Raw genomic sequence first — 25129 nt, forward strand, 5'->3', positions numbered from 1 at the left:
TCTTCAATCGCGGAAGTTGGTGAACTGCATGTCCAGCTTCAGTCGGTCCTGCTCCCCACGGAACAGGGCGATGGCGGCCTGGAGGTCATCCCGGTTCTTGCCGGTGACACGCAGCTGGTCGGCCTGGATGGAGCCCTGCACCTTCATCTTCGAATCCTTCAACAGCTTCACCAGCTCCTTGGACTTCTCCACCGGGATGCCCTGCTGGAGCTTGATGACCTGCTTCACGTTGTGCAGCCCCGTCTTCTCGATGTCGCCGTACTCGAGCGCGCGCAGGCTGATGTTCCGCTTGGCCAGCTTCACCAGGAGGACCTCCTTGGCGGCCTGGACGCGCTCCTCGCTGTTGGCCTTCACGGTGATGGCCGTGTGGTCCGGAGCGACGAGGACGTCCGCCTGGGTGCCCTGGAAGTCATAGCGGGTGCTGAGCTCCTTCTTGGTCTGATTGACCGCGTTGTCGAGCTCGGCGAGGTCGATTTTCGAGACGACATCGAACGAGGGCATGGGCAGCAGCGGCCCTTAACATACCTACACCCTGACGACCATGGGCACCACCAGGGGGCGCTTGGAGGTGTACAGCCGGAACGCACGGCGCACCACCCGGGTGAGTTCCTCTCTCACCAGGGCGTCGTCACCTCGGAGCTGGACGGACAGCTCCTCGAAGAGTGTCCGGGCCTCCTGGGCCACCCGGGGGAGGATCACCTGTTCGTCCAGTGACAGCCCCTGGCCGGAGAGTTGCGGGCCACCCAGCAGCTTCTGGGTGTCGCGCTGGAGCACGATGACGGCGGCCACCAGCCCCGTCTCGGACAGGCGCACCCGCTCATGGAGTGTGTCCGCCGTCACCATGCCCCCTCCGAAGCGGTCCTTGAAGATGCGCCCGGAAGTCACGCTGCCGGTGAAGCGGCCGCGCCCCTCCTCGAAGCCGACGATGTCTCCGTCCTGGGCCAGCAGGCACTGCGCGGGCTCCATCCCCGACTCCCGGGCGGTGGCCAGATGTCGGTGGAGGTGGCGGCCCTCGCCATGGACGGGGATGAAGTGGCGCGGCTTCACCAGCTCCAGCACGCGCTGCTGCTGGGGGCGGCTGGCGTGGCCGGACACGTGGACGCCGGGCTCCACCTGCGCGTAGGCGACGCGCGCGCCGCGCCATTGGAGCTGGTCGATGAGGGCGCCCACGCCGCGCTCGTTGCCGGGGATGGCTCGCGAGCTGAGGACGACCAGGTCACCCGGGCCCAGCTTGAACGGGCCATCACCAGCGGCGAGCTGGGACAGGCCCGCGCGCGGCTCGCCCTGCGCTCCGGTGGTGAGCACCAGCACGCGCTGCTGCGGCAGCTGCGGCACCGTGTCCAGGTGCACGAAGAGCGAGTCGGGCACGTCCAGGTAGCCCAGCTCGCGCGCCATCTCCACGTTGCGCACCATGCTGCGGCCCTGGAGCGCGACCTTGCGGCCCAGTCGCTCGGCGAGGGCCAGCAGGTGCCGCACGCGGTGCAGGTTGGAGGAGAAGAGGGCGACGACGATGCGGCCGGTGGCGTCCTTGAAGAGGCGCTCGAAGGTCTGCTCGACGACGCGCTCGCTGCCGGTCTCCTCCGTCAGCTCGGAGTTGGTGGAGTCCGACAGGAGGCACAGCACGCCTTCCTCGCCCGCCTCACCCCAGCGCTCCAGGTCCGTGCGCAGCCCGTCGATGGGGTCCGGGTCCAGCTTGAAGTCACCTGTGTGGATGAAGGTGCCTTCGGGCGTGCGGATGATGAAGCCCACCGCGTCCGGCACGGTGTGCGTCACGCGACTGGCCTCGACCTTGAACATGGTGCCGACGGCGAAGGGCTCGCGCGGCTCGATTTCGCGCAGGTCCGCTTCGATGCCCAGCTCGCTCAAGCGGTGGCGCGCCATGGCCAGCGTGAAGCGCGTGCCGTAGACGGGGACGTTCACCTCGCCGAGCAGGTAGGGAAGCGCACCCAGGTGGTCCTCGTGGCCGTGGGTGAGCACCACGCCCTTGAGCTGGGCGGCGTTCTGCTTCAGGTGGGTGAAGTCCGGGATGATGATGTCGACACCGGGCATCCCCTCCGAGGGGAACATCAGGCCGGCGTCGATGAGAAGCATCTCCCCGCGACAGGCGATGACCAGGGAGTTGAGGCCGATTTCTCCCAGGCCGCCCAGGGGAATGACTTGAAGCATTGGGAAGAGTCTAAAGACTCCCCCGTCGCGCGCGTTGGAAAGTTGCGCGGTGACTGGCTAGGTGATGCGGATGGGCAGGCCGCAGCCGCGCACCGCCCCCGTGGGACAGCCGGGGGTGCCGAAGATGTCCGGGCGGTGGAGCCAGGGCTTGATGCGGGTGCCGGTCCAGGGCTCCAGCTTCGTCTTGGGAACCCAGGGCGCCAGGCCCAGCGGGCGGGAGGGCGGTCGGGGCCGGCTGGTGATGCGAATGGGCAGTCCCGAACCCGTGGGCCGAGGCCCGACGAACTTGTCGGCCTGGGGACCGTCCCGTCGGGTGCCCGGCTTGGGAGCCGCTGGCCACTGCTTCAGCAGCGAGGGCTCGCGGAGCAGGCGTCCGAGCAGCTTCAACTGCGGAAAGAGCGCCTTGAAGCTCGCCGTGCGAGCCGAGGCCGCGGACAGGGGAGAGGCTGGACGCGGACCGGTTCTGGCGGCGGACTTCGGCGAAGACTCAATGCGCATGACGCACCCCCGTGCGCGGTACCGACGTGAAAAGGCCCGCACTTGGAGTATCGGCGGATGTGGCGCGAAGGTGCTTCGCTCCGACGTGATGGGGACGTCCCTGATGAACAGGAGACATGACGCGGAGCGTCCTGGGGACTCAGGGAGCCGGGGTGGAGCGCCCGCTCATCCACGTCATGACGCGCTGGGCCTCGGTGGACCAGCCAGCGGGCTCCGCGCCGTAGAAGCCCAGGGCCTGCTGGGCGAGGGCGCGTGCGCGCGAGGCTTCGTGGGTGGGCAGGGCGCGGGCCAGGGCGAAGCGGGTGGCGGCGAGTCCGTCTCCCGGGCCAGGGGTGGCTGTGCGCAGGGCCAGCGCGCGCTCCAGGGTGGCGCGAGCCTCGCGCGGCTTGCCCAGGGCGAGCTGGGCGAGGCCGAGCGTGGTGAGCGGCGCGGCCTGGTCGGGATGGCCCTTCTGGAAGGCCTCGTAGGCCTGGGTGCTGCGCTGGGCCAGGTCCACGGCGTCGCGGGTGCGGCCCTCGCTCAGGGCAAGCTCCGCCAGCAGGGCCTGGTCCGAGGCGGTCTCCGGATGCGAGGGGCCATGGGTCTCCAGGTCCAGCGCGAGGGCCCGCTCACGCAGCTTCCGCGCTTCGGCGTAGCGACGGAGCGATTCCAATGCGGTGGCGAGATTGTTGAGGGGATAGCTGAGCGTGGCGCTGTTCGCGCCCATCGCCCGCTCCTCCAGGGCGACAGCCTGCTCGAGGAAGGGAATGGCCTCCTCGAAGCGGCGGCTGACCGTCAGGTGGTAGCCCACCGCGTTGGCGGCCATCGCTGTCTGGGGATGGTCTGGGCCCATCACTTCCTTCGTCGTCTCCAGCACGCGGCGCAGCAGTCGCGCGGTGTGCTCGGCCTCGGGAGTGCGGGAGAGGGATGCGGCCTGGTTGCGCAGGGACTCGAGGGTGAGCAGGTGCACGGCGCCGTGGGCCTGCTCTCGCAGCATGGCGGAGCGGCCGAAGGCCTCGGCGGCCTGTGCGTACTGGCCTCGGAGGAAGGCGTTGCGCGCGAGGCTCGTCTGGAGCAGGGCCTCCAGGTCCGGGGTGCCACCCGCGCGCTCGATGCAGGACTTCGCCTGCGCGATGCTCCACTCCTCCATCGCGGGCGTCTGGGACAGGGTGGTCACCAGTCGCGCGGCGGCGCGTGCGGCCACTTCATCGTGGCGCGTGGCCTGCGCGGTGAGCAGGGCTTCGCGCAGGGCCTTCTGCGCGCGAGGCTCGTCTCCGAGCACCAGTCCGAGTCGTCCTTCCAGCTCCAGGGCCTCCGCGAGCACCGGCCGGTAGTCGAGTGCGCGGGCCTGCCCCAGCGTCGCCTTCAGCTCCTCGTTGGCCTGCTCATATCGGCCGGCGTCGACGAGCGCGGTGGTGCGGTCCAGGCCGGCGCGGATTTTCTCCACGCGCTGGCGCTGCTCGGGAGATTCGGGGAGTCCCAGGCGCAGGGCATCCACGTTCGCGCAGTCGGCGACGGAGGGCAGGCGCTGGGCCGCGTCCAGCGAGGTGGTGAGCGACTCCGCGTCGGTCTGCGCGAGCACGCCGACCACGGCGTCGAGCGTGGAGCGACGGCGCTCCAGGCAGGCCATGCGCAGCGACAGCACGGCGTCCGACTGGTGGCCGTGCACGCGTGTCGCCTCGCAGGCCTCCTGATGCATGCCGGCCCACTCCTGGGCGAAGGCGTCCAGGCTCTGTGCCACGCGGGAGAAGAACTCGGGGGCCTGGGGTTTGTTCGTGGCGGCGAAGGCCCGGCTCACGGTGTCCTTGCGTGAGGTGTCCCAGATGCCGGCCAGTCGAGCCTCGGCGCCCAGACATGGGGCGTGGCGACGGTTGCCCATCCACCAGGTGACGCCCATGAAGCCATAGATGAGGAGGAAGCCGGCGGCCAGGATGCTCCGGCGTCGCCACGCCACGGACGGGTCCTTGCCGAGCTCGGTCAGCAGTGCCTCCATGGACGGGTAGCGCTCGTCAGGCGTGGGCGCGAGGCCTCGGGTGATGGCGCGGAACAGCCAGGCGGGGACGTGGCAGCTGCGTGGGGGTTGGCGCACGCGGTTGGCGAGGGACTCCTGGAGGTAGGCGGTGGCTTGTTTCCCTTCGAAGGGGAGCTGGCCGTAGAGGGCCTCGTAGAGCGAGGCGCAGAAGCTGAACTGGTCGCCGCGTGCGTCGGTGCGGCCGTCCTCGTGTTGCTCGGGCGGCATGTACGCGGGCGTGCCCATGACGAGGCCCGCCTCGGTGAGCGGAGACTCGAGCAGGTCGTCGTCGCGCAGCGCGAGTCGTGAGGGCTTGGTGGCACGCCCTTCCTCCATGGCGTCCAGGTCGGCGGTGTTGCGAGCCAGGCCGAAGTCCGTCACCTGGGCGCGGCCGTCCCGGTTGACGAGCACGTTGGCGGGCTTGAAGTCGCGGTGGACGAGTCCGGCCGCGTGAGCGGCGGCGAGTCCGCGTCCCGCCTGACGGAAGAGGTCGAGCACGTCGCGCCACGAGCGATGTTCGGCGCGCAGCCAGTGGCGCAGGGACAGGCCCTCGACCAGCTCCATGGTGATGAAGACGCGACCGGCGAAGGTGCCCGCGTCGTAGACGGAGACGACGTTGGGGTGGGACAGGCGGGCCATGGCCTGGGCTTCGCGCAACAGGCGAGAGGCGCCGTCGGTGCGGACCACGGTGTTGGCGTCCGGGTGGAGCAGCTTGATGGCTACTCGGCGATGCAGGTCCGGGTCATAGGCGCTGTAGACGACGCCCATGCCGCCGGAGCCCAGCTTGTCGAGGATGTGGTAGCGGCCCACCGAGGCGCGCGATGACGTCTCCGAGGCGTCGCCCTTGCGAGCGGAGTCATTGAAGGGAGGGCTGGACCGCCCTGGTGCGCCTTGCGCGGGTGGAGGGATGCGGACGCTCGAGCCCAGTGGTGGGGCGGGAGGTGGTGCCACCCATGTGCCCGCGCCCGCGGGTGGTAGCGGCGGTGGCGCAATCAAGGTTCCTGGGGCGGCGACAGGAGCGCGCGGGTTCGCCGCGACGGCCGAAGGTGCGGCCTGTGGCGTTGCGTTGCTGGGCGCAGACGAGGATTGCGCGCGCGAACTCGCTCCGATGGAAGACCGGGGAGGAGGAGCGCCTTGTGGGCTCTCGTTCGAGGCCGCCGATGAGGACCTGCCACGAGAGCCCGCCACGACGGATGCAGGAGCAACTGCCTGAGGGCTCGTGCTGGCGGGAGGCTGTGTTGCTGCACCCGATTTTCCCGAGGTGCTGGCGGAGGACTGTGGAGTCGCTGCGCGCCCGCGCGCTCCAGCGGATGTTTGAGGCGGCGGCGTGGAGGTCCTCGAGCCAGCCGAGCCTTGAATCGGTGCCACCACCGTGCCTGCCTCGGAAGGGCGTCGTGGGGGTGGCGCAATCAGTGTCCCCGCATCGGCGGGCAACTGCGGCTCGGATTCGCTCGCAGAGGCCTCATCCGTGAGGAATTGCGGACCATCGCGGTGATGGAATCCCTCGTCAGTCGAAGCCGGGGATGTGAGGCCAAGGCCCGATTCCATCGCGCCGCGCAGGTCGGAGTCCACCAGCGTGCTGGCCCTGTGCGCGGAGGGCGACGGCAAGGCGGGGAGGAGCGGAACGGAGGCCTCGTGTTCGCGGGTCTCCGCGGAGACTCCGGACGCGGGTGAGGGCAGTGGAGCGGGCCTGTCCACTGTTGTGCTGTCATTGGCCACGCGAGCGGCACGAGCGGTCCGGATGGGCTCAGTGGGCAGGTCGAGGTCGGAGACCTCTCCGAGCAGCGCCGCGCGAGGGATGGCCAGGTCCGTGGCCTCATCCTGGGGCGGCGTGACTCGATGAGCGGCGGTGCCGGGCGGTGTCACGCGACCCAGGAGCGCCGCGCACTGGCGGCAGCCCTCCGCATGGCGCCGCAATCGCTGTGCGTCCACGGCGGAGAGCATTCCGGTGGCCAGCGCCCGCGCGGTCTTCTCATCGAAGCAGGACACGACCGGGATGTTCCACCACGCGGCAGGTTCCTGAGAAGGGGGCCTCCTCAAGTGGCCCGGTAGGTTTTGACCTGGGCTTGCAACGATTCAGCCCGAACGTGCCGCGGCGCGGCGGAAAGCCTCTCCGCCACGCCCCGAATCCCTTCACCGGGGGATGAGCGAAATGTCATCCAGGTACACCGCCGCCTGGTCCTCTCCAGAGTCGTCCTGGAAGTACAGGTCGCGCAGCGTGCCCGACGTCGCCCCCATGTCATCGAGCGACAGCGTCACCTTTCTCCACTCGCCCGCGACCAGCGGCCCGCCCAGGGCCGCATCCAGCCGCGCCGTCCCGAGCACGTCCGTGCCGTCATGCAGCAGGACTCTCACCGACTGTCCCCCGGTGGTACCGCCGTGGACCCACAGTTCGATGGATTGGTAACCCGCGATGTCCACGCCCGAGTGATGCAGGAGCACGCCCGCCCACGTGTCCGGCTCGAAGCGGATGGAGGCCGTGCCCGCGTGGACGATGGCCGTCTCGTCCAGCGAATGCTCCGCCCAGCTCCAATCCGCGAAGCCGCTCTCCAGGGCATCGCCGTAGATGGACAGTCCCGCGGACGGCTCCGGCGTGGTGCGGCCCTCCATCAGCGCCAGGCCTTGCGACAACGTCACGGTGCGCGCGCCGCGCAGGCGGATGTGGTCCAGGATGGCCGTGAAGCTCGACGTCCGGTACTGCGTGTCGCGCGTGGGAGTTCCATCGACGAACTCGTGGAAGACGAGGATGAGCCAGCTCTTCTCCGCGAGCGCCTGGTCAATCCAACCTTGCACCGTGCTCACCGGAATGTTGCGCGCCACGTCGTTGCCCCGCAGCTCGTAGACGATGGTGTCGCGGAAGTTGCGCCCGGCGTTCACCGTGCGGCTGCTGGAGTATTGCTGCCGGATGGCGGCGAGCACGGTGGAGTCATAGCGCCCGTAGGGGATGACGAAGTCGGGCACCGAGGCCAATCCCAGATTGTCCACCAGCCAGTCCCGCGAGTCCCGCAGCTCCGAGAGGAACTCCGGGGCGGAAAGCGTGGTCAGGTCCGGGTGGGTCAACGTGTGGCTGGCAATGCCGTTGCCTTCGGCGACGAGTGTCTGTGCTTGCGCGGTGCTCATGTAGCCACCCCATCCCTGCGCGAGCGCCTGGGTGATGAGGGCGTACGTGGCGGGGATGTTCCTCGCGTTGAGCGCGGGCCGGGCCTTGTCGTACTGCGTGGACCAGCCGTCATCCAGCGTGATGGTGACCATGCCCTGCTCAAAGGGCTGGGCCGCGAACGCGGACGTACGGAACGTCACCACCAACAGTACGACAATGAATCGCAACAGCGGGAACTGCTCAATCATGGACATCCCCCCGCGCCTCGTGCGGCGCGGTGCGGGCGATAGCAGAGGTCCGTGATGCCAGGCAACCGAGCAGGCACACACGAGTCGTGTGGCCTGGTGAGCGGCTGTGCCGTGGAGCCAACGGCGGACGCCGCCAGGGATTCGGGCCGGAGGCGGTGGTGTTCGGGATGTGTTCGTAGATACCGCCGCACCCCCGACAGCGTCTTTTGAAAGGACACGTCACATGAAGAAGTTCGCCGCGCTCGTAGGTCTGCTGGGCGTCCTGGGAGTCCTGCCCGCGCATGCCGCCGAGCTCAAGGACGTGTTTGGAAAAGAAGTCCCTATCGGAAAGGGGCGGCCTACCGTGGTGCTGTATGCCAACAAGGGCACCCGGGATGAGCTGCGAGAGCACGCCTACCAGTTCGTCTACGACGTGCGAGCGGTCAAACCCATCGTCGTGGTCCGCGTGGACCTGCGGGACGTCCCCGGCCTCTTCAAGGGCATGGCGAAGGGGGAGATTCGCAAGAGCCACGCGGAGTCGCTCGGCCTCATGCGCGACCTCTTCCAGCGGCACGGCGAGTCGCCGCCCCCCGAACTCGACTCCTCACTCTTCATGGTCGCCGACAGCAAGGGAGAACCGCACCAGTCGGTGGGGCTGAAGAAGGGCTTCAAGACGGTCTACGCGCAGGTGCTGGACCCCGCGGGTCAGGAACTGGCGCGCGGTCCCTTCCCCCAAAGCGCGGGCACGCTTGGCAGGGCCGTGGCCGTCTCGCCCACCTCGCCCGCGCCCGCACGGCTGGCAGGCGTGGTTCGCTGACACGCTGAAGCCCTCGTGGATTCGATACACGACACATTTGGAAACATTCAGGTGTCGACTTCGCCCCGTTTGTTTCATGAAACCTCAAGCTCCGAGAGAAGGTTGGGTTTGACGGAGTCTTTTCGGACTTCATGAGGCTTCCCTGGGAGTAATACCTCCCAGGCACTTCCGGCACTTTCAGTCTTCCTGCTACGCACTTACAGCGCGTGCCTGGAGCATGAAGCGGCGTCCGCCGCGTCGCTCCGCAGGCCAAGCAACGGGAGACTTCATGAAGAGGCTGGAGTGGAGCGCGACCGCCACGAGGTGGCTGGTCATGGGTTTGTTTGTCGGTGTGAGCGCGGGATGTTCGGGCGGAGAGCCTGCCCAGGAGCAGCCCACACTGGAGACGGCGTCGAGCCCCCTGAACCCCGGGCCTGACCTGGTGGTGACGGGAGTCCGAGGCCCCGCGAGCGTCTTCGCGGCTGACTCGTTCACCACGACGGTGACGGTCTGCAACCAGGGCACGACATACGCGAACCGAGGCTCCACGGTGGCGGTGTTGCTGTCCCTGGACAACGTGCTCTCCCCTCTGACGACCACGCCTCCTCCGGCGGACCAGTCCCTGGTGGGGCAGGAGACGCTCCATGAGACGCTGGAGGCGGGCCAGTGCGCGGACGTCCGAGTGACGGGCACGTCCTGGTTGCCTCCGGCGGCGCAGGGCGATGGTGCCTACTTTCTGGGCGCCATCGTCGACACGAATCAGTCCGTGGCGGAGGTCAACGAGAACAACAACGCGAATGCGCAGACGCGCATCGGCGTGGGCAACCGGCCGGACCTCGTCATCACCGAGCTGTCGAGCCCTCCCAGCGTGCCGCAAGGCGGGTATTTCACCGTGGCGGTGACGGTGTGCAACCAGGGCACCGCGAGCGTCCCCTCGGTCCGCACCCAGCTCTTCCTGTCGACCGACAACGTGCTGACGCCGACCGGCCCGGGTGCTCCCGCCATGGACCAGTCGCCGATCGGTGAAGTGCAAACCCAGATGCCGCTGAACGCGGGCGCATGTGTCCGTCGCAGCGTCTCTGTCTGGGCATCGCTGCCTCCCGCGGGACAGGGTGACGGGGCGTACTACCTGGGCGCCATCGTCGATGACCCGGCGTCGGTGCAGGAGCTGCGCGAGGACAACAACGCCTACGCGAAGGAGCGCATCGGCGTGGGCAACAAGCCCGACCTCATCATCACCGAGCTGCGCGGGCCCGCCAGCGTGTTGGACAACCAGGGCTTCGACGTCCAGGTGCGGGTATGCAACCAGGGGACGACCTATGCCCCGGGGCATTCGGCGCGGCTCTTCTTGTCGACGGACGACGTGCTGACGCCGACCGGCCCGGGTGCTCCCGCCATGGACCAGTCGCCCGTGGGCTCGGTGCAGGTCCCCCTGTTGAACCCGGGGCAGTGCGTGACGCGCACCGTTGCCGCCCAGGCATGGCTGCCTCCCGCGGGGCAGGGCGCGGGCGCCTACTTCCTGGGGGCCATCGTGGATGACCCGTCCTCCGTGCAGGAGCTTCGCGAGGACAACAACAGCTACGCGAAGGAGCGCATCGGCGTGGGCAGTCGGCCGGACCTCGTGGTCACCGCGATGACGTCGCAGGCGAGCATGAACACGGGGCAGGCCACCGCCGTCAGCGTGACGGTCTGCAACCAGGGCACGACGATGAGCAACTCGTCGTGGACCAACCTGTACCTCTCGCTCGATGCGGTGCTGACGCCCATGAACCCCATGGGCCCTCCCGCGAATGACCAGTCGCCGCTGGGCGGACTCCAGATTCCGTCGCTGAATCCCGGGCAGTGCGTGACGCGCGGCGACAGCTTCTGGCCCTCGCTTCCGCCGATTCCCACGAATGCCACCGCGTTCTACCTGGCCGCCATCGTGGACGAGTCCGGCTTCGTGCAGGAGCTGCGCGAGGACAACAACATCTTCGTGAACGGCCTCGTGGGCCTGGGCAACCGCCCGGACCTCGTCGTCACCGAGCTGAGCGTGCCGCCGACCCTTTCGCCCGGCCAGTCCTTCACCGCCACGGCGACGGTGTGCAACCAGGGCACCCTCTCCAGCAACGCGACGCAGGCGCAGCTCTACCTGTCGATGGACACGTCGCTGACGCCGATGATGGTCGGTCCAGGGGGCTCGCCTCCGACGGACCAGGCGCCGTTGGGAATGGTCAGCGTGCCCCCGCTGAGCGCGGGGCAGTGCGCGACGCGCAGCACGTCTGCCTGGGTGAACTACCCCATGGATGGGCAAGGCGAAGGGGCCTACTACGTGGGGGCCATCGTGGACGAGCAGGGCTCCGTGCTGGAGCTGCGTGAGGACAACAATGCCTTCGTGAAGGGCCTCGTCGGCGTGGGCAACCGAGCGGACCTCGTCATCACCGCGATGACCGGACCGGCGAGCATCACCTCCGGCCAGAACTTCACGGCGACGGTGACGTTCTGCAACCAGGGCCTCCAGTCCAGCCCCTCGACCCAGGCGCAGCTCTACCTGTCGACGGACACGTCGCTGACGCCGCTGTCGTCTGGCCCTGGCGGTCCTCCGTCGGACCAGATGCCGCTGGGCTCCCTGTCCGTGCCCTCGCTGAACGCAGGGGTGTGCCTGACGCGGAGCGGTTCATTCTATGGAAGCCCGCCGCCGGACGGGGCGGGGGACGGCGCCTACTACCTGGGGGCCATCGTCGATGACCCGAGCTCCGTGCAGGAGTTGCGCGAGGACAACAACGCCTTCGTGAAGGGGCTCATCGGCGTGGGCAACCGGCCGGACCTCGTCGTCACCGGGCTGAACGTGCCGCAGGCCCTCCAGAATGGTCAGTCCTTCACCGCCGCGGTGACGGTGTGCAACCAGGGCACGCAGGCGAGCATGTCGACGCAGGCGCAAATCTACGTGTCGATGGACACCGTGTTGACCCCGATGCCGTACGGGCCCGGTGGCTCCCCTGCGACGGACCAGTCGCCGGTGGGAGGTGTCTCCGTGCCGTCGCTGAATCCGGGACAGTGCGCGACGCGCTCGACGACGGGCTGGGCCGGGCTGCCGCCGGACGCGCAGGGCGATGGGGCGTACTACCTGGGAGTCCTCGTCGATGACCCGTCCTCGGTGCAGGAGCTTCGCGAGGACAACAACAGCTTCGTGAAGGGCCCCATCGGCATTGGCAATCGGCCGGACCTGGTCATCACCGCGATGACCGCGCCCACGAGCGCGTCCATCAACCAGCCGTTCACCCTCGGCGTGACGGTATGCAACCGGGGAACGGTGCCCAGCAACTCGACGGCGGCTCGCCTCTTCCTGTCGATGGACGCCGCGCTGACGTCGATGTCGGCACCCGGCTCTCCCGCGGCGGACCAGTCCGAGGTCGCGAACGTGAGCATCCCCTCGCTGGCGGTGGGGCAGTGCGCCACGCGCTCCGCGAGCGCGACCGCGTGGCTGCCGCCAGATGCGCAGGGTGACGGTGCGTACTACGTGGGAGCCCTCGTCGATGACCCGTCCTCGGTGCAGGAGCTGCGCGAGGACAACAACACCTTCGTGAAGGGGCTCATCGGCGTGGGCAGTCGCTCGGACCTGGTTATCACCGCGATGACCTCGCCCACGAGTGTGACTCAGGGGCAGGCCTTCACCGCGACGGTGACGGTGTGCAACCAGGGCACCCAGTCCAGCACCTCCACGAGCACGCAACTGGTCCTGTCGCTGGATGACGCACTGTCCCTGTCGGTGTCGCCGCCCGCGTTGGACCAGATGGTGATTGGCTCGGTGGACGTGCCAGCCCTGCTCGCGGCCCAGTGCGTGACGCGCAGCGCGAGCGTCAACGCCTATGCGCCCCCGGCTGGTGAGGGCACTGTCTTTTACCTGGGCGCGCTCGTGGACTCGAGCGGCGGAGTGCAGGAGTTGCGCGAGGACAACAACACCTTCGTGAAGGGCCTTATCGGCGTGGGGACGAGGCCGGACCTCGTCATCACGTCGCTGACGGGGCCTGTCTCCATCCTCGTGGGCAACACCCTCACCTCGACGGTGCGGGTCTGCAACCAGGGCACGCAGGCGAGCAGCCCTGGCTGGGTGTCGCTCTACCTGTCCGTCGATACGAGCCTCGCTCCGGAGCCTTCCACGCCGGGGCCGGGGAGCAGCGCCAACATGGACCAGCGTGAGCTGGGGGGCACGAATGTCATCGCCCTGAACCCGGGCGACTGCATCACCCAGAGTCTGAACGTGACGGCCCACCTGCCGCAGGACGCGATGGGGCAGGGTGGCTCCTACTTCCTGGGCGCCTACGCGGACCCGTACCAGTCACAGCCGGAGCTGCGCGAGGACAACAACTCCCGGACCATCGCGCTCCAGGTCACCTTGTAGCTCGCTGACAGTCATTGGAGGGGACGGGGCGGGATGGCCCGTCCCCTCGCTTCTTCCAGCCGCTCAGCTCCCCAGCGGTGGCTCCGTCGGGGGGCGCGAAATCCACGCGGCGATGAACACGTCCAGCTCGCCGCGCAGCACGTCCTTCACGCGCGGAGTCCCGGCTCCGGTGCGAGGGTCCTCTACCCGGGCGCTGCGGCCCAGGTAGTAGCGCCGCGCCTCGTCCGTGCTGCCGCCCTGTCCGGCCACCACGCGCGCGGCGATGTCCTTCAGCTCGTCCAACTCGCCCGCGCCGGTGAGCGTCAGCACGCGTCCGGTGGACTCATCCTTCACCGTGACCTCCGTGCGCACGCGCTGGAGGTAGGCGCCCTCGTGACTCTTCACCGGCCGGCCGAGCACCTCCAGCAGCTCCAGCTCCTCCTCAGAGAGAGCGCCGCCCCGGTGCACGCGGACATAGGCGCGCTGGCGCTTCTCGTCCTCCAGCCGTCGATGCAGGCCCGCCTCACCCGCGAGGAAGCCGTAGGCCCCGGGGCCGGCGATGCGCACCACCACGCGAGCCGGCTCCTCGGCTTCCGCCACCGCCACGGCCTCGTAGCCGCGCCGCTGCGCCCAGCCCAGGTACATGGTGGCCAGCTCCTGCACCCACGCCTCCTGCGTCTCCGCCGAGTCGCTCGCGCAGATGTCCACCAGGGCCTCGGTGTCCTGCGTGGTGGCGCCGGACGCGTGGAGTGCCTCGGCCATCTGCACCTCGCGCGCGACGTCTTCGACCTGTCGCGCCGCGGAGGCCAGCTGCACCTCGTTCTTCGCCTCGCGCACCAGGCGCCGTCCGAAGAGACACGCGGCCTCCAGGCGCTCCAGTTCGTTGAGGTGGGCCTCCACCGTCCGGAAGGCCCGGATGACATCCGCCGCGTGCGTGGGGTCGTCCCAGAGGTTGGGCGCCTGTGTCTCCGTCAGCAGGGCGGCTCGGCGCTCCTCCATCTCCGGCCGTCCCGCGGAGGCCGCCAGCGAGCGGGCCTTGCCCACCAGCCGGTCCATCTCCACGAGGAGCGACTTGCGGTCCAACCGCCGCTTCACCGGTGCGGCGCGCGCGGACGGCAGCAGCAACTGCGCGGTGGGCGAGGGCGGCGGCGCTGCGGGCTCGGCCACCGCGATGACCCGGCCTCCGACGCGTGCTTCCACGCGCACGGGGGTGCCAGGAGGCAGGGGCTTGCGCGCAATCTCCACGGCCAGCGCCGCGGTGAGCGTCTTCTCGATTTCCCGTTGGAGGTAGCGCGCGCCGAACTGGGGCGAGTAGCCGCGCTCCACGAGGCGGTCGACGACCTCGGGTGTCACCTCCACGTCCAGGGAGCGCGCGCGGATGCCCTCGCGCTCCAGCACGCGGCCCACCTCTCGCTGCGCGATTTTCCGGATGTCCACTTTGGACAGCGGCTGGAAGTGACAGATGGCATCGAAGCGGTTGAGGAACTCCGGCCGGAACGCCTCGCCGATGCGGCGGTCGACCTCCGACACCATCTCGTCCGCGCGCTTGGTGCCGGCGAAACCCATGGCGGGCTCCCGGTACACCTCCGCGCCCACGTTGGACGTGGCGACGATGAGGGTGTTGTTGCACGAGACGACCTCGCCCGCGCCGTTGACGAACGTGCCCTCATCGAAGAGCTGGAGGAAGCGGTCATGCACGCTGCGCGCGGCCTTCTCGAACTCGTCGAGCAGCAGCACGGAGAACACCTTGCCATCCAGGAGCGCGCTCAGCTCTCCGCGACGTGTCTCCAGCGCTGGTGCCCAGGACGCGCCGAAGGGCACGCTCTCGTCGCCGTCGTTGGGATAGTCCGCCATGTTCAGGCGCACCAGCCTGTCCGCGGAGCCGAAGAGGTACTCGGCCAGCAGCTTCGCGAGCTGCGTCTTCCCCACGCCCGTGGGGCCCGCGAACAGGAACACGCCCAGCGGTCGGCGCGGGTCGTTCAGTCCCGCCTTGAGCAGCGCCACCGAGCGCAACACCGCGCCCACCGCGTCCGTCTGGCCGAGCAGTCGCTCTCCGAAGAAGCGCTCCGTCTCCTCCAGGTCCAGCGGCATCGCGTCGTCCACCACGAAGCGTGGCAGGCGCGTGGCGGCACAGAAGCGGGTGAGCACGTCCTCCGGACCCACGTGGTCCTTGGCCGCGCCCGCGGCCTCCGCCGCCGTCTCCTTCAAGAGCTCGATGGCCTTGCGCGGCATGCGCTGCGCCAGCAGGAACTTGGCCGACAGGCGCAGGGCCAGGTCACACGCGGCCGGGTCGATGGGCAGGCGCAGCTCGCGCTCCAGCTCCTCCGCCACCCGGCCCAGCACCCAGCGCGCCTTCTCCAGGGGAGGCTCGTGCAGGGGGAGCAGGTGCAGTCGCTCCGCCAGCGCCTCGTCGGAGCGCAGCAGCTCCTGCACTCGCTTGGGCTCCGTCTCGAAAATGAAGCGCATGCCGCCGGTGCGCAGCGCGCGCACGGCCACGGGGGCCAGGGGCCCGCCCAGCGCCGCTGGCAGGTCTCGGATGTAGACGATGGGACAGGGGTGCCGCGCCAGGTGGGCCAGCAGCTCCTCGAAGCTCTCGGCGGCCTGGCGGTGGGTGCTTCGCGCCAGGATGTTGGCGATGGACACCTCCACCAGGCGCGACTGCGCCAGCTCCGAGTCCACGCGCCCCTCGGCGATGCGGCGCGCCACTTCCTGCACGAGCGCGCTCTTGCCCACGCCGGGGTCTCCCGCCAGCAGCGGGTGCTTGCCACCGCGCGTCAGCAGCCCCAGAACCTCCGTCACCGCGGCGTCCACGCCATGCGCGGCCGGCAGCCGGCCCTCTCGGGCCATCGCGGTCAGGTCCCGGTCGATGAGTCGCTCCTGGTCCTCGCTCTTCCTCGTCGCCATCTCGTCAACCGCCCCCTCGCCGGAGCACGCACTCTAACCGCTGAACCGCCGAGGTGAGCGCGCAATCCCGGCGAGCAGCCGGAAGCCCCTGGAGCGCGGGGCCAGACGGACGCGACGTGCGCGTCAGGGATACGGCTGAGGCGGCACGGGCGTGGGCACACTCCCGGGCTGAGCCGCGGGGATGGCCCGGAGGTATTCGTAGACGGCCCTCAGGTCCGCGTCCCGCATCTTCGCGAAGATGGGCCAGGGCATCACCTGCAGCAGCGCGCCGCCAGGCTCCCGGCCCGTGCGCATCAACGCCAGGAAGGCCTCATACGTGAGGCCCGACGGCAGCCCCTGCGCATCCGGGGTGATGTTCCGCGAGACGATTCCCGTGCCGAAGGGTCTCCCCCCCGCCAGGAAGTTCGCGGTGTTGATCTGCTCTGGCTGTCCCTGAAAGGGGTCCCCACCCGCCGAGTAGGGTGGGTAGGTGTGGCAGTCGGTGCATCCTCCCTGGGAGTTGACGATGTAGCTGCCCAGGCCGACGAGGTTCCGGTCCAGGCCCGTGAGGTTGAGCGTCACGGGGGAGATGACCAGGCCCTTTTCGATGCGCTCCTGGTCCTCGGCGCCCACGGGCGTCTGGGTCTGTTGGTTCTGCGAGTCCGACGAGGAGCTCGACCCACACCCTCCCGCCAACACACCCGCGAGCGCGAAGAGGGCCCACCCCCTCGCCATGCGGCGCCCCGTCCCGAAATCCTTCATGTGTGTGCTTCCTTTCCCTTCACCGGATGTCCCGGTCGGGATGGAGGCTAGGGACGCTGGGGCGAGGGGCCATGCTGCGTGCCGGTGTCAGCCCGGCGTTGCCCCGTGCACAGGCCGGGACAAAGGCTGCCCTGGGGGGCAGAGAGAGCGGAAGTCGGAGGACTCGAACCTCAAGCCGGAAGGCCGGCTCGCACCCGGTAGCAGCGGGGCCTGGCGCCATCGCCAGTCCAACTTCCAATCAGACAGGTGATGCGAACGGAACACGGTGGAGTCGAACCACGAGCCCCGAAGGGCTCTCCTGGTTTCCAGCCAGGCGGCCGGCCACCCGGCCCGCATGCTCCAAGACATAACGGAAGACAGGGGACTCGAACCCCGAGCGCGTCATGCACCCGCACCGCTTTCGAAACGGGCCGCCGGCCTCCGGCGTCGGTCTTCCAGAAAGTCGCCGGCAGCAGCGCACCCGCCTGCCGGCTCGCGGGGAGGTCCACGGGCGGGAGGCCGCCTCTGGCGGACCTCCTCATCCCCTCCAGGCGCACTGTCCTGGGATGGGCGGGGACGGGGGCCACCTCCGGTGGACCCCTTCACCTGGAACCTCATGCCTCCAGCTCGCCATGCCAGTACGCCACGTCCCTCAGGAACTTGGCCCACGACATGGGCATGCCCTGCTCGAAGACGAACGTCAGGTGCATCGCGTCCGGCAGCTTCTTGGGCTTCACCGGGGCGCAGCGCAGCGCCATCTTCGCGTGCTCCGGAGTCCGGTTGCCCTTGCGCTGGTTGCAGGGCACGCACGCGATGACGACGTTGTCCCAGGACGTCCGGCCACCCTGGGCCCGCGGCAGGACGTGGTCATACGTCGCCTCCGCGCGCGACACCTTCAAGCCGCAGTACTGGCAGCGGCAGCGGTCTCGCAGGTAGACGTTCTCCCGGCTGAACTTCACGCCCTTGGGGCCCTTGCGCAGCCCGCGGAAGAAGCGAATGACGGAGGGCATGCGAATCTCCACCGTCACCGAGCGCACGAAGCGGTCCTCGTACTCCTCGACCACCTCGACCTTGCCCTGGAAGATGAGCATCACCGCGCGCTGCCAGGGAATCCGCGCGACGGGCTCGAAGGACTGACTGAGAACCAGCGTCTCCATGACGCAACGCCTTTCGGTTGTATCCGCGGCGAGATTCGAACTCGCACTGGGCCGGGTTTGAGCCGGCGGCCTCTCCCGTTTGGGCTACGCGGACGGACTTCGGGAGTTCCTGCTGACTTGCGACTGCGGGCGACGGACTGCGACGACAGTGCCGGTGGCGGGAGTCGAACCCGCAACCTCCAGGTTCTCGACCTGGCACCTCTACCAATTGGGCTACACCGGCAAGACCGCGGGGATACGAGTGCACGCCCCGGGGATCGAACCCGGCGAAAACGGTGTGTGGGACCGTCGCCGTCTCCAGCTGGCTCGGCGTGCAGGAAGAGTTGCGGAGCAGGGAGTCGAACCCTGGAGGCCAGGCTTATGAGGCCCGGTGAGGCACCAGCCTCTCCCCGCAGAAAAATGTGAAACGTGTGTGCTCCCGGCAGGACTCGAACCTGCGACCGTGCGCTTAGGACGCGCCTGCTCTGAATCCACTGAGCTACGGAAGCGGATGGCACAAATGAAGCGAGTGCCCCTGGCAGGGATTGAACCTGCGACCTCACGGTTCGGAACCGTGCGCTCTCATCCACTGAGCTACAAGGGCATGAAGTGGATCCGCCGGGACTCGAACCCGGAACCCCTCGGGTGCAAACCGAGTGCTCTCCCATTGAGCCACGAACCCATGTGACGACCGCACTGCGTGTTGCGTGAAGTGCCCCCGGTCGGGTTCGAACCGACAACCCCCGGTTTACGAAACCGGTGCTGCTACCAGTTGAGCTACAGGGGCGAAACGAGCAGGCCGCCAGGGAGTTGAACCCCGCGCGCTCGGATTTGGAGTCCAAGCTGCTCCCGGAGCGCGGCCTATGAAGATGAAGCGTGCTGCCAAGTGCCGACCCTCGGAATCGAACCGAGTCCTCCCGCTCTTCAGACGGGCGCGCGGACCACCTACGCCAGGTCGGCAATGATGAAGATGAGGCCAGTACGGGAGTCGAACCCGTCCCAAACGGTTTTGCAGACCGTTGCCACCCCGGGCGGAACTGGCCATTAGTGTGTGTCGCAAAGCTCCCCAGGAGGGATTCGAACCCTCAACTTCGCGGTTAACAGCCGCGCGCTCTGCCATTGAGCTACCGGGGAATGTGCTGCGTGAAGAGAGAACCGGAGGCAGGAATTGCACCTGCACCTGCGGAGTCAGAATCCGCCATCCTCGCTAGTTAGACGACCCCGGTATGAGTACCTCCGGAGGGATTCGAACCCTCGCCGTCCGCTTAAGAGGCGGATGCTCTTCCAATGAGCTACGGAGGCAGATTGCTTGCCGCCCCGGATGCGCGCGGGCGGCATACATTCACCACGACGATTCAGTTGTCAGAGACCTTGAGGCTGTCGGGTACTCGAACGCGAGCCAGGATTCCTGGCGCACGGACGCGAGTCCGGCCCTCGAGCTGCAACTCGTGATGCGGTGTGGCTGTGCGTGGCTGGCCACGCCGGTGTTGAATGGGGACGCTGGGAGCCCAGAAAGCCGAGAGGCCGGGTCCCCTGGATGGGAGCCCGGCCTCTGCGTGGCTTGGCGCGCCAGTGAAGGAGCGCGAGCGTCAGCAGGGTACGGGCGGAGGGCCGCCAAGCCGGTCAAATCCCACGAGGGACTTCGAGGCGAAGCTCACAAGGGAGCAGGAGGCGGCACCGAACTGGGGCCAGAGGTTGTTGCGATAGCTGCGCTTCATCGGGTTCGTCCGCGTCGTCAACGTCGTCATGGTCGCCGCTCCTTTCGGGGAGACTCTACGGCGGGTGATTTTCGTTCCTGACAAGGCCCGATTATTTGAGCTTCACGGCCGTGGCCCCCGGTTTCAGGGAAGTTGTCGCCTCGGCTGACGTGCCGAGTTGATGACGCCTTGGGGGCGAGAGCAGGCAGGACGCAGCGCCGTGGCCATGGTCTCCATCGCGTGGACTCCCTCGCAGCGGGCGCAGCTGCCCCGCGGGTTCGCAAGGAGTCTGACGCGGAGACCTCCGTGCCGCACGGCGCGTCCGAGGAGAGGCATCTGGCCCGGCGATGCGCGCGGGGGCCGGTGCTCATGCTCCGGCCCGCGGGTGTGCCTGGGCTTCAATCGGGACGCCGTGTGTACGACCGCGTGAACGGCGGCACCGAGCGTGAGCTCCCAACTCGGAGCAGCAAGGCCGGCCATGGGGACGTGCCCCCCACCGGCCTTGCTCCTCGGCGTGTCGACGCGGTCCTACTGCAGGGGCACGCGCTTGAGCTTGAAGGGCGAGGGGCTCTCGCTCATCGTGAAGTAGCTCGCGCCGTTGGCCTCGTACTCGATCGCCTCACCCTGGCCCTCGGTGGTGTCGGTCAGCGTGACGGGCGTCGCGAAGACGGCCGACTCGAAGCCAAGTCCCGGCGTCGCACGGAACTCGTAGACAGTGCGGTAGGTGCGAAGGAGGAAGCGATCCGCGCATGGGTGGATCGCCGCCGCGGTCGCGGCCGAGAAGTTGGCGTCTCCGTTCAGCGGCAGCTGGATCGTGTGGACGTGGATCAGCGTGGCCTGCACACCCGGCGTCAGCGGCTGGGGGAACTTGTACACGCCGCTCTGCCCCGTGCCTCCGTTCTTGGTGACGACGTAGATGTCCCCGGTGGTGGGGTGCACCATCAGCGACTCCGCGTCCTTCGCGCCGTCCGGATAGACGAACGGGAAGGCCTCGGCGACGAGCCCCCCCGAGGTCTGGCCGTTGGCGAGAGCCGGCTCGGGCACGCGGTAGATCGTGAACGACGTGGGGCTGCCACCCGCAGGGAAGTTGGCGCTCCACTTCCCGATGTCACCGATGAAGATGCACGAGCCGCTCGGGCAGGGCCCGGTTGCGAGGTCCTCCCAGTCGGCCGGCGTCACGTTGGTCACGTTGAACGTGCCGATCGTGCTCGCGTTGAGCGTGTTGATCGCGATGATCGCGGTGGTGTCCTCGTTGTGCACGTAGAGCGCGTTGCCGACCACGCGGCTCGCGGCCAGGCCCGAGGGCTCCACGATTTCCGGCGCGGTCACGGTGCCCTGGAGCGTGAAGGTGCTCGCGTACGTGTCGCCGACCATGCAGGCGGGGGCGTTGGCGGCGCGCAGGACGATCACGTGCGCGGTGTTGGTCTGCACGAACGCGGAGCTGCCGGAGAGGCCCGCCTGGAGGCCCGGCGCGGTGAGCGACCGGTAGGCCGCATTGAAGAGCAGTCCATTGGCGTGACCCAGGCACGCGTCGAAGGCCTCGGTGAAGCCGAGCGGCGGCTCGATGCGGGTGGCAGGGCAGGTGGCGTCCGGCCAGACCTGTGAGCCGTACCAGACGGCGAGGCCACCCGCGCTGCCGGTCACCACGTCGGGCACGGTGAACGACGCGGAGTCGCCGTTCTTCTGGCCTGCGTGCACGTCGATTGGCTGGACCGGATCGACGCCGCTGAAGGCTTCCACGCTCCCCGCCATGTGGGTGGTCGCGTCCAGTCCGAACGCGTAGCTCGCAGGCTCGGAGGCGCCCGCGACGCGGTAGAAGATCCAGGTGCGGATGGCCCAGGCGCTCTGCTCCGAGCGCAGGAACGTCCAGCCGGCGGGCGGCGTGACGGTCGCGGAGATGTTGTTGCGCACGGTCACCCGCGCGATGAGCGCGTCGTTGGCCTCGGTCCCCGACGGCTTGGGGATCGACAGCGAAGTGAGCGACAGGCCGCTGTGGTGCGAGCTCCCACGCAACGCGACCCCCGAGGACGGCGCGACCTCGGCGCGGCGAAGGGCGACGACCTGCGCGACGTTGGTCTCGGCGAACGTCGAGCTCCCGTTGAACGGTCCCTGGAGGCCGGCACCGGCGAGGGGCATGAAGGCGGCGTTGAAGACGAGGCCCTGGGACGAGGACACCAAGCAGGTGTCGTAGGTCTCGGCGAAGCCCACGGGGGGCTCGATCGCCGGGGTCGGACACGCGGCGCCGGTCCACGTCTGCGCGCCGAACCAGACGGCAGCCCCGCCCGCGGTCGAGGTGCTCAGCTGCGGCGTCGTGAAGACCGTCGAGCCGCTGTTGCTCTTGCCGGCGTGCGTGTCGATCGGGTTGGCCGGATCGACGCCGGCATACGCCACGAGGTTGCCGACGAGGTAGCTCGCCATGGAGCTCTGGAACGTGTGGCTCGCGGGCTCGCTGGCGGTGGCGACGCGGACGAAGACCCAGCCGCGGATGCTCCAGGTGCTCATGTCGGTGCGCACCAGCGTCCAACCTGCAGGCGGGGTGAGCTCGGCGCCGATCTGGTTCCGGTTCGCAAGGTGCGCCAGCAGCACGTTACCGGCGGCGACGCCTGGAGGGCTCGAGAGGGTCAGGCTGGTGACCGTCTTGCCGCTCGCGTGCGTGGTGCCGACGAGGGTGATCTCCTCGGTGGCCGGCGGCTGGAGGGGACGCAGCACCACCGCGTGCGTGATGTTGGTGTTGGGGAGCGTGGAGCTGCCGGTGAAGGCGGGCTGGGCACCTGCGGCCCCGAGCTCCGAGGTGGCGGCGCTGTACAGCACGCCGTGCGACGACGAGACGAGGCAGGTGTCGAGCTGCTCGGTGAAGCCCGTCGGAGGGGTGTGGACCGCGGGGCACGCGGCGCCTCCCCAGACCTGGGCCGAGAACCACACTGCGAGGCCGTTCGCGGACGACGTGGTGGCGACGGGCAGCGCGAGGCTCGCGCTGTTGCCATTCTTCTGGCCCACGTGCACGTCGATCGGCTGGAGCGGATCCGCGCCCGACACCGCGACCAGGGTGGCCGCCATGGAGCTGGCGAGGTCGAGGGTGAAGGTGTGACTGCTCGGCTCGGCCGCGCTGGCCACGCGGAGGAAGAGCCAGGACTTGATGGCCGAGGCGCTCTGCTCGGAGCGCAGCAGCGTCCAGCCAGCGGGTGGGGTGGCGACGGCGGTGACGGCCTCGCGATTGCTCAGCTGCATCACCAGCACATCTCCGGCGGCCGTACCGACGGGGGTGGGAATGGAGAGGGTGGTGGTGGCCAGGCCGCTCGCGCTGGTGGTTCCTCGCACGGAGAGGGTGGAGAGGCCCTGGGCCGTCGTCGCATCCTGTACGTCGTCGGGCTGCGCGAGCTCAGTCGTTCCACAGGCGGCCATCAGTAGGGCGGCCGCGAGCCACAGACTTCGGATTGGGGTCATGGGGTTTTGATCGGGTGTCGACTCACTGGACTGGAGGTCCGGGAATCGGCCATGTGAAGGACCCCGCAGTGCGAAGCGCAATCGACTGTCATGACACGGGAAAGCTACCGTGAAATGGTTTGGATCGTCGGGTGTCATCGAAAAAAGGTGGCAGTCCTGTCCATGCGGTCGCGCGGAGTACTTTGAGAACGCGAAGCCCAAAGATATCTGCGCACGGTGCAAGGGCCGAAGGGCGGTCGGCACCCCGAGGGGTGGGCCTCCAGGCAAGCCTCGTGACCGTGGCCGTGACCGGCTCGTGACATCAGCAGAACGGTGCTGACATCCTGTGATCTGGAGCGTTCCTGGAACTGTGGGCTTCGTCGAGCTCGTGGGGCACGAAGCCCTTGAAGTCACTGGCATCTGGGACGACCGCCGCTACCTGGACATGGCCCTTCTGACTTCAACCCCAGACACCGCTGAATGATGCCGCCAAGGAGCTTTCCTCCCCCGTTCCCCCTCCGAACCAACTACACACGATTCGGGACTTGACCGGCGCCGGGGGCGCGGCTCATCGGCTACCCGCTTCAGCCTGGGGCGCGCAGGCCGGCCCTCCGTAGGGGCCGTGCCCGCCTCGCGACGCCCCTGCGGAAGCCTGCAAAGCATGTAAGGAATGAAACCGGAGAGCAGAGAGAGCAGCCTTCCTGGAGACCTTGGAGCGGAGAATTGAGAGTCTCAGGAAATGGTGTTAACCGCTGCCCCAACGGTTAACAGCACCTGTTAACCGCTCTCGGTTCGTCTCTCCCCAGATTGGGCGAAAGAAAGCCCAATCCGCAGCCGAATGGATGGGCAATCAGGCTCTGGGCGATAGAGGGTAGAGAGTGTCCTCTGAATCGTCGTGGGGCAAAACCCCTAATGATTCAGGGATTTAAGTGGAGACGACCTTCAAGAAACGCGGGTCTTCGAGCCACTCGAGCGCGGAGAAGCGAGGGATTGGAGGGCCGCGCAGGGGCGCTCGCGGTGCCGAAAACTAGCGACAGGGATGGCTTGGGCCACGCCGGATTTCTCGAGCGGAAGAGCTGCGCGCTCAGGAGGACATCCGGGGCGCCGGGGGAATGGCCCTTGAAGCGCCTCTCCATCCGCCATCGCGGACCGTCTCGTGCACAAGGGATTGCTCGGCCGCATCACCGGCAAGTCCCGCCGCTCCGACCAGGCCCAAGAACTCGACGCGGCCTGATTCAACCCCGCCGCAACACTGCCAGCCGGCAAGAGTCGCGCTCTCGTGTTCGCTCTGCCGGCCGTCTCTCTTCCTGCGATCCTGGCTCACGCGATCAAAACGCCGCGCCTTTTCAAGATCGTCTCCAGTCAGGCCCGGCGGGGGCTGATGCAGTCAATGCTGGCGGCCTGATTACGACCAACCTGGTGTCTCAACAATCCGGTGCGGTACACGGTGTCGATGGGTCAGCGCGTCGAACCTTCGGCAGCAGCACACGGAAATCTCACGAGATTTCACGTCCCGACTTCCGGCGAAGAGCGAGTAATCGGTCTCCTACTCCGAACCGAAGACCTGCGCGAGATAGTGCTTCGAGAACGCCGTCCGGTCAGGACTGTCGAAGAATGCTGCCTCGACCCAGTGGTGTATGAAACGCATGGCAAAGCCGCGCTGCAAATAGTCCTCGACGCCCACGGGCAGCGGCCGGATCTCTCCGTCTCCGTCGAGTGGCACGAAATGCAGCCGGTCGAGGACCCGGCCCGATTCCATTTCGAGGCAGACCGCGAACTCGCCCTCGCAGTAATCGAATGGCGCGAGGCGGTCGAGCAACTCACGCGCCTCCGGAAAGAATCCGTACGGGTCGAGTAGGGTCAAGTCCCGAATCGTGTGTGGTTGGTTCGGGGGGGGGAACGTGGGAGGAAGGCTCCTTGGCGGATTCATTCAGCGGTGTCTGGGTTTGAAGTCAGCAGGGCCATGTCGAGGTAGCGGCGGTCAGCCCAGATGCCAGAGACTTCGAGGGCGACGGCGGTGATGAGGCGCAGTGCGCTGGCGCGGTCCGGGAAGGCGCCCACGGAGCGGATGCGGCGCTTGACTTCGCCATGGAGTCGCTCCAGGCCGTTGGT

14 protein-coding genes and 13 tRNA genes are annotated in these 25129 nt (G+C 68.5%); 2 read left to right on the forward strand and 25 right to left on the reverse strand.

Going from position 1 to position 25129, the window contains the following annotated elements; genetic code table 11:
• Positions 1-3 precede the first annotated feature (3 nt).
• From HUA74_RS13415 to HUA74_RS13435, 5 genes are all read right to left on the reverse strand, one after another.
• Positions 4-501 (reverse strand): YajQ family cyclic di-GMP-binding protein, encoded by a 498-nt coding sequence (locus HUA74_RS13415; protein ID WP_141646009.1) that lies wholly within the window; start codon positions 499-501, stop codon positions 4-6.
• 24 nt (positions 502-525) lie between these two features.
• Entirely contained in the window at positions 526-2166 is a 1641-nt protein-coding gene (locus HUA74_RS13420; protein WP_141646010.1) for a ribonuclease J, read from the reverse strand.
• Between the two features lie 57 nt (positions 2167-2223).
• A complete protein-coding gene (locus HUA74_RS13425; protein WP_174454826.1) occupies positions 2224-2664 on the reverse strand; it encodes a hypothetical protein in 441 nt (146 codons plus the stop codon).
• Positions 2665-2803: 139 nt separating this feature from the next.
• Complete coding sequence (locus HUA74_RS13430) at positions 2804-5650, reverse strand: serine/threonine-protein kinase (protein WP_254625036.1); 2847 nt, start codon at positions 5648-5650, stop codon at positions 2804-2806.
• A gap of 1137 nt (positions 5651-6787) precedes the next feature.
• Positions 6788-8002: a polysaccharide deacetylase family protein gene (locus tag HUA74_RS13435; protein ID WP_174454827.1), complete on the reverse strand. Its 1215-nt coding sequence runs from the start codon at positions 8000-8002 to the stop codon at positions 6788-6790.
• 223 nt (positions 8003-8225) lie between these two features.
• Between HUA74_RS13435 and HUA74_RS13440 the strand changes: the two genes are divergently transcribed.
• Both HUA74_RS13440 and HUA74_RS13445 read left to right on the forward strand, forming a co-directional pair.
• Entirely contained in the window at positions 8226-8798 is a 573-nt protein-coding gene (locus HUA74_RS13440) for a hypothetical protein (RefSeq protein ID WP_174454828.1), read from the forward strand.
• 313 nt (positions 8799-9111) lie between these two features.
• Positions 9112-13158 (forward strand): CARDB domain-containing protein, encoded by a 4047-nt coding sequence (locus tag HUA74_RS13445; RefSeq protein WP_174454829.1) that lies wholly within the window; start codon positions 9112-9114, stop codon positions 13156-13158.
• Between the two features lie 63 nt (positions 13159-13221).
• Here the strand turns inward: HUA74_RS13445 and HUA74_RS13450 are convergent, their stop codons facing one another.
• The 20 genes from HUA74_RS13450 to HUA74_RS13545 form a co-directional block, all read right to left on the reverse strand.
• On the reverse strand, positions 13222-16041 hold the full coding sequence (locus HUA74_RS13450) for an AAA family ATPase (RefSeq protein ID WP_174454830.1): 2820 nt from the start codon (positions 16039-16041) through the stop codon (positions 13222-13224).
• A 123-nt stretch (positions 16042-16164) separates the two neighbouring features.
• A complete protein-coding gene (locus HUA74_RS13455; protein WP_174454831.1) occupies positions 16165-16782 on the reverse strand; it encodes a cytochrome C in 618 nt (205 codons plus the stop codon).
• 256 nt (positions 16783-17038) lie between these two features.
• Positions 17039-17123: transfer RNA gene (locus HUA74_RS13460), tRNA-Ser, on the reverse strand.
• Between the two features lie 252 nt (positions 17124-17375).
• Positions 17376-17918, reverse strand: coding sequence for an HNH endonuclease (locus tag HUA74_RS13465; protein WP_141646017.1), 543 nt, complete (start codon positions 17916-17918; stop codon positions 17376-17378).
• A 20-nt stretch (positions 17919-17938) separates the two neighbouring features.
• Positions 17939-18012: transfer RNA gene (locus HUA74_RS13470), tRNA-Leu, on the reverse strand.
• A gap of 55 nt (positions 18013-18067) precedes the next feature.
• A tRNA-Leu gene (locus tag HUA74_RS13475) sits at positions 18068-18141 on the reverse strand.
• A gap of 100 nt (positions 18142-18241) precedes the next feature.
• A tRNA-Met gene (locus HUA74_RS13480) sits at positions 18242-18312 on the reverse strand.
• Between the two features lie 19 nt (positions 18313-18331).
• A tRNA-Arg gene (locus HUA74_RS13485) sits at positions 18332-18406 on the reverse strand.
• 21 nt (positions 18407-18427) lie between these two features.
• A tRNA-Arg gene (locus HUA74_RS13490) sits at positions 18428-18501 on the reverse strand.
• Positions 18502-18507: 6 nt separating this feature from the next.
• A tRNA-Ala gene (locus tag HUA74_RS13495) sits at positions 18508-18579 on the reverse strand.
• A 31-nt stretch (positions 18580-18610) separates the two neighbouring features.
• Positions 18611-18684, reverse strand: a tRNA-Thr gene (locus tag HUA74_RS13500).
• A gap of 100 nt (positions 18685-18784) precedes the next feature.
• A tRNA-Phe gene (locus HUA74_RS13505) sits at positions 18785-18857 on the reverse strand.
• Positions 18858-18870: 13 nt separating this feature from the next.
• A tRNA-Cys gene (locus HUA74_RS13510) sits at positions 18871-18940 on the reverse strand.
• Between the two features lie 19 nt (positions 18941-18959).
• A tRNA-Asn gene (locus HUA74_RS13515) sits at positions 18960-19031 on the reverse strand.
• A gap of 19 nt (positions 19032-19050) precedes the next feature.
• A tRNA-Gln gene (locus HUA74_RS13520) sits at positions 19051-19123 on the reverse strand.
• A 5-nt stretch (positions 19124-19128) separates the two neighbouring features.
• Positions 19129-19199: transfer RNA gene (locus HUA74_RS13525), tRNA-Lys, on the reverse strand.
• Between the two features lie 287 nt (positions 19200-19486).
• A complete protein-coding gene (locus tag HUA74_RS13530) occupies positions 19487-19645 on the reverse strand; it encodes a hypothetical protein (RefSeq protein WP_174454832.1) in 159 nt (52 codons plus the stop codon).
• A 477-nt stretch (positions 19646-20122) separates the two neighbouring features.
• Positions 20123-23038: a cell wall anchor protein gene (locus HUA74_RS13535; protein WP_174454881.1), complete on the reverse strand. Its 2916-nt coding sequence runs from the start codon at positions 23036-23038 to the stop codon at positions 20123-20125.
• 1525 nt (positions 23039-24563) lie between these two features.
• Complete coding sequence (locus HUA74_RS13540) at positions 24564-24881, reverse strand: hypothetical protein (protein ID WP_174454833.1); 318 nt, start codon at positions 24879-24881, stop codon at positions 24564-24566.
• Positions 24882-24943: 62 nt separating this feature from the next.
• Positions 24944-25129 (reverse strand): transposase (locus tag HUA74_RS13545; RefSeq protein WP_174454834.1); only part of this gene is annotated, 186 nt, incomplete at its 5' end.

Source organism: Myxococcus sp. CA051A (assembly GCF_013336705.1).
Lineage (GTDB): Bacteria > Myxococcota > Myxococcia > Myxococcales > Myxococcaceae > Myxococcus > Myxococcus llanfairpwllgwyngyllgogerychwyrndrobwllllantysiliogogogochensis.